The sequence below is a fragment of the Diplocloster modestus genome (genome assembly GCF_019042245.1).
Classification (GTDB): Bacteria; Bacillota; Clostridia; order Lachnospirales; family Lachnospiraceae; genus Diplocloster; species Diplocloster modestus.
The window spans coordinates 1-5,520 of sequence record NZ_JAHQCX010000031.1 but is presented as its reverse complement, the minus strand read 5'-3'; the positions used below and the strand labels follow the sequence as shown (position 1 = coordinate 5,520).

The window sequence follows — 5,520 nt, the reverse complement described above, 5'->3', positions numbered from 1 at the left end:
CAAAGCGTACCGCTGGCGGCGGGCAATCCCACCACTTACGGACGGTTTTCGGATCAAGGCCAGTTTCCCGGTGACAGTCAGCCTTGCGCCCCTCCGGGTGCTGCTGCCGCCATTCATAAACCCGCACCTGAGCCGTTCCGCTGCCTTTAGGCCGCCCGTTCCCTTCTCTCCAATCCTTTTTCCCTTGCTGTTTCGCTTTAATATCCCGAATAGCTCTTGCAATTTCAAGATGATCTGCTTGTCTTTGAAAATTACGCTTATTGACAGGCATAGTCAGGCCGGAGAGCTTCGCTATATCGTCCCTGGGGAATGTCACATAGTCCTCATTGAACATTTCCAGAGCGCACACCACATCATCTTTTGTAAAGCGGTTTATATCCTCCACGCTCATATCATCGTAAGGCCGGAGCAGCGCGAAAGCGTCCCGGCGCAGCTCGTCCTCGTCTATCCCGCATTTTTTCGCATAAATCGCCAGCGTCATAATGCCATAGAAACGATGGCCCACCCGGATTTCATCGGCGATCCGGTGCAGCCACCAGTCGTAAAGGTCACGCTTAACCGTCCATCGGCCCCGCCGCTCCTTCTTGACGATCCGCCGCTCATACCAATCCGGGTACTTCTCTTTCGCCTCGGCCAGCGACAGGCGGCTCTTTCTCATAAGCCCCTCAAGCCGCTGCTGTTCCCCGTTGCTGTCCGGGATATAATCAAGCAGCCACGCCAGCTCCACCGGCCCGCCGAGCCGGAACGCCCTCACAGGATACTCACGCCCCAGCTTCGAGCCGGAGCCGACCACCCGAAAGCCCTGCAAAATCCCCTGCATTTGCGGCTCCTTGATAGTGGAGGTAAACTTATTCCAAATCTGCCGGGTAAGGGAATATTTCAGCTCTTTCAAGCATTTCTGGTTGTACGGGTACATAGGCACCGGCTCTTTCAGCACATAATACAGGTGAAGCCCTGTCCCGCTGTTTACAACAAAGGTTGCCTGGGGCAAAATATCCTTATTCATCTGGTGCAGCGTGTCCCGGAGCTGAGGCATACCCACCCCGTCCAGGTCAAAGACCAGAGCATAGAGATACCGGGCATTTTTGCCACACCGCCGCCGCCCAAAATAAGAAATCGGGGACATAATCGTAAAATCGGTGTCTTGCAGCTCCCGCAGCTCGTCCAGCTCGTCAGTGATGGTACAGCGTTTCGCTTTACCGTCCCCCTCGATCTGCAAGGCAATCCCCGTTGCCTTGTCAACCTCACCTTTCGGCACCGTCACCGCAATTCCATTTCCCTTCCTGTCCTCAAAATGACCCTTCCTCTCGAAAGATCCTTCCGGGAAGATCTCACGATAAAACTCATACGGCTCCACCGGCTCCAAAAACTTCTCTAAATGCTCGTTCTTTTCCCTGTAAAGTTCCCGCAGCCGTTCCAGAGCTTCTTGCTGATCCGCCATTCCTTACACCTCTTTTCGTACATTCTGCAAACCCACAGGGGGAAAAGGGGGAGCCAAAGAGCGGCCCCAAAGGGGCCTTAAAGAGAAAGTCACCTCCCCCTTTTCCCCCTCGCTCTGGGGCATGGAAATGATGGAAAACCTTTCAGGTTTACCACATTCCCACACCCCGCCGCTCACCCCCATAACCCCCTCCGACTTTCTCCCTGTCCGAGAGAGAATATTTTATTATTTTTCTCCCTGGCCTAAAGGCCATAGGGGGGCATATATTATCAATATATTTTATTCCCTATTTTACAACCCACTAACTCCCTGCCATCTCCCATACCCCATAGGGGGGCATATATTATCAATATATTTTATTCCCTATTTTTACTGTTATTATAGCCTGTCCGGGCGGCTCTTGCAAGGCCCCCTGACAGGCTTCTTTTACAGCTCCATACCACCCCAGGTATGGCCCCGTTCCTGCTCTCTTTCCGGCTGCTGCACCTCTGGCATAGGTAGTAGCTCACGCGCCTTTTCGACCAGGGGCCGGAACTGCTCTGGCAAGTGCCGATCCAGGAAATCCAGCACCGCCCCGATCCCTTCCTGAAGCCGCGCCGAAAACCCGCGCTCCCGGCTCAAATCTTCTTCCAGATATTCGACCTGCACTTTGAGCTGCCGATTTTCATTTTCAAGCCGCTGCCGCTCCTGGGCCTCCTTCAGCTTTTCTTTCGTCGAGGGGATTTTCTGCTGAAGCTGTTGGTTTTCTACCTTCAGCTCCCGCACCTTCTGCTCTGCCGCCGCGCCCCGGATCACCGCCGCCTTCAGCTCCTTCACCTGCTCCACCGTCACGCCCTTGACGGCCCCTGTCAGCGTCTTTTCCGGCTGTATTGCGTCCAGATCGGGCTTGACCTTCTCAACCGCTTTCAGCAACTTCACATTCCCTTGCAGGGCTTTCCTCTGCTTTTCCAGGGCCGCAATTTCCTGCTCTGCCGCTATCACCTGTTCCTGGATAGCTTCAAGCCGCTGGGCCGCTGCTCTGTACTCTGGCAGCTCCATATGAGGCCGACCACCGCCCAAGCTGATAATCTCAAACTCGTGCGCCTGGGCGATTTCCGTTAGGGCTTCTTTCTCCCGTTCCATCCAAGCTTTCCATTCCGTCTGCTTCCGGCCCAACCCTTCAAATCCCTGCTGCTTTAACGCTTGTTTCATTGATACCCGCGTCGAAAGGCCCCGGCTCTGCTCCGTTGCCACCGGCACGAAGTCCACATGGAGGTGGGGCGTGGCCTCGTCCATGTGCAGCACCATATTGAACACCCGCAGATGAGGATTGCGCTCCTGGAAGGACTCTGCAAACTCTTTGAGAGCTGCCGCCGCCCGTTCCCCTCCAGGGGAGCCACACCCGCAGTCGGTCAAGTTGCCGATCTGGAATATAGCTTCGTGAAATAGCTTCTCCTGCTTGCTCTGCCGGATATGCTCATAGTAGTCTGGTATCTTATCCCTGGTCTTTTTCTTTTTGGCGTTGTAGTCGGCCAGGGCTTCATCGAAAAGTTCGTGGTACACCTTTTTCAAATCCTCGTTGCAAAAGATGACATTCTGCCCCGACCTGCTCCGGTCTACATTCGCCGCTGAAAAGCTCCTGTTGTTGTGCCGGATACTTCCCCGACCTGTCATTCCCGAAATGGTTGTGCCTATAAAATCACCCGTCCCTTTCCTGTAAAAGCCTATATCCTACTACTCTTATTTTACCATAACTGGCCGCAGGCCACAACCTCTTTGTTACTTTCTTGTGAGAAAGTAACGCAAAAGCACTTTCACACCGCCGCCCCGTTTGGGCGTCAGTATGAAAGTGCTTTTGCGCGCTCCCGCGGGGGTTCGCCGGAGTTGCCAGCCGCTACGGTTTCCCGCTGCTCCCAGCCAGCTCCGGCCGGGGACGCGGCCCCCTATAATGTCGATTATTCTACCATCAACTTTCTCTATTATTTTTCATCATCTAATAATTGTACCCGTACCACATCCAAAATATGGCCGGGGTAACTCTCCTGTACTAATCCAGTAAAAGATACCGAGATTATATCTCCTATGTCAAACTCTTCTACTTGCATTTCTGTTCCACGCCATACAAGTTCCGTTTCAGCTATTACAGAAAAAGTAAATGCACCTCGATAGTTAATATCGTTTATATCCAGACCTTCTACTGTAAAATTATTCCCATTTATCTCCGTTATGGTAGCATAAAATGTTTGCGGAATACTCGAAGAGCCTGGACTTTCTTCTATCCTATCATAAGCAGTTTTATAGCCGACAAAGTAAAACCCAACAGCAACAGAAACTAAAACAATAACGGCTATAATTGTCTTTTGATACCTTTTCATTTCATGCTCCTTTCTCAACCCCGAAACAACTTACTAAACCAGCTACGCTTTTGCTCCGGCTCCTGGCCTTTCTGATCTGCTCCGGCCTCCTCAGTAAGGAGCTGCTGCTGGATCGTCCCTGCGTGAAGAGCCTGGGCCGCTGCCGCTGTCTGCTGGGCGGCGGCCAGCGCGTCAGTGAGCCGGGTAATGGTCTGGGCCTGCTGCTCGATCTGCCGGTCTTTTACTTCAAGCTGCCCTTGTAGCGTGTCGATGGTGGCCTGTAAAACGCAAACTAAATCGCCAACTTCGTGGTTTTCGGTTTGCGTTTTAGTTTGCGATTGGTTTTCGATTTCAGTTTGCGATTTTTCAGAAAAAGCCTGTTTTATCAAGGCTTCCTGGTGTTCATCAATCGCAAACTGGTTTCCGTTTTTTCGCAAACCTGATCGCAAACCAAGGTTCGCGATTTGCTTACTTACCGCTGTCTTTGATACCCCTATCTCGTCGGCTATCTGCCGTATCGTTTTCATACTTTCACGAACAGGCCCACAGGACACACACCCTTAAACCCAGGCGTAGATATGTACCAGCAAGCAGGGCCTGTCGGCTCCCAGGCTACTTCAAGGGTAATCTCGTGCCAGCCATCTGGAAACAGAGCTGTAAATCCCTCTCCTACGTGTATGCCGCGCCCTTCCAAGAGCAGACGAGGGTGCGGATCATCGTCTGCCGGATCGGGAAGCTGTATCTGCGCGATCCTCTCTTTATCCCAGCTCATAGACCTTTCCTCCTTCCCCTAAAATAAGTCGCTATGCGATCCCGTCCGGGTAAGATATAAAATCAGCTCGTCCCCGTCCACTTCGTAGATCAGCAACCAATCCGGCGTAATGTGGCACTCACGACACCCCGCATAGTCCCCGGAAAGCTGGTGATCCCTGTTCTTCTCCGGCAACGGATCCCCCGCAGCCAGCTTTTTAATAATATCGGTCAGCAAAGAAATATCAAAGCCGCGCTTTTTCACACGCTTCAAATCCTTCTGAAACTTTGTGGTTGGTCTTATGTTATACATCGGCAAGCAGCTCCTCCATCATCTGATCGACATTGGAATAAGTCTTGCCGAGGCTCGGATCGGCCTTCATTCTCTTTACTTCCTGGATTGCTTCGACGGTTTCTGCGTTCGGCACATCGCCGCTGATTTCAAAGGGTATTCTATACTCTCTCACCGCCTTACGAGCAAAAACATTGAACGCCGTTGTCATCGTCATTCCCATATCAGCACAGAACGCCTCAAACTGCCGCTTCAAATCTGCGTCCATACGAATGTTAATATTTGTATTCGCCATAGATAGCAACTCCTTTCACTCTTATTATATACATTGTATCATTTTTTATTTACAATGTCAATACATTTTCCTGCCCGTTTCCCCAAGCCCTGGCTCTTAAACTTCTGCCCTGGTATGTACGCATTTAGGTGGCAAAAAAGCCTTGATTTATGCGGCTTTCCGGGCGCGGTAGAGAAGGGGCCGGTATTTACCCTCGGAGGGCTGAAAACGGCTTCTAAAGCGTAACAGGGGCCTTTCTGGGCCTTATTCCTGGCCTCCATTGTGCAGCGCGTCCAGGAGCCAATCGCTTAACTCCTGGGAAGGGGACACCTGCACTGTTATATGCCCATTTTCAAAGCGTACCGCTGGCGGCGGGCAATCCCACCACTTACGGACGGTTTTCGGATCAAGGCCAGTTTCCCGGTGACAG

7 protein-coding genes are annotated in these 5,520 nt (G+C 52.0%); all 7 read right to left on the bottom strand.

From position 1 onward, the window contains the following. On the bottom strand, nt 1-1,441 hold a 1,441-nt coding region (locus KTH90_RS24620), incomplete at its 3' end, for a hypothetical protein (protein WP_238727613.1). 426 nt (nt 1,442-1,867) lie between these two features. Next, nucleotides 1,868-3,094, bottom strand: coding sequence for a plasmid recombination protein (locus KTH90_RS24615; protein ID WP_187368019.1), 1,227 nt, complete (start codon nt 3,092-3,094; stop codon nt 1,868-1,870). A gap of 305 nt (nt 3,095-3,399) precedes the next feature. Continuing rightward, nucleotides 3,400-3,795, bottom strand: coding sequence for a DUF3221 domain-containing protein (locus KTH90_RS24610; RefSeq protein WP_148430744.1), 396 nt, complete (start codon nt 3,793-3,795; stop codon nt 3,400-3,402). A gap of 14 nt (nt 3,796-3,809) precedes the next feature. Further along, entirely contained in the window at nt 3,810-4,301 is a 492-nt protein-coding gene (locus KTH90_RS24605) for a hypothetical protein (RefSeq protein WP_148430746.1), read from the bottom strand. Beyond that, on the bottom strand, nt 4,298-4,546 hold the full coding sequence (locus tag KTH90_RS24600; RefSeq protein WP_148430748.1) for a hypothetical protein: 249 nt from the start codon (nt 4,544-4,546) through the stop codon (nt 4,298-4,300). Before KTH90_RS24600 ends, KTH90_RS24605 begins: the two co-directional genes overlap by 4 nt. 18 nt (nt 4,547-4,564) lie before the next feature. Then, complete coding sequence (locus KTH90_RS24595) at nt 4,565-4,837, bottom strand: type II toxin-antitoxin system YafQ family toxin (RefSeq protein ID WP_148430750.1); 273 nt, start codon at nt 4,835-4,837, stop codon at nt 4,565-4,567. Beyond that, entirely contained in the window at nt 4,830-5,111 is a 282-nt protein-coding gene (locus KTH90_RS24590; protein ID WP_087295645.1) for a type II toxin-antitoxin system RelB/DinJ family antitoxin, read from the bottom strand. Before KTH90_RS24590 ends, KTH90_RS24595 begins: the two co-directional genes overlap by 8 nt. Nucleotides 5,112-5,520: the final 409 nt, after the last annotated feature.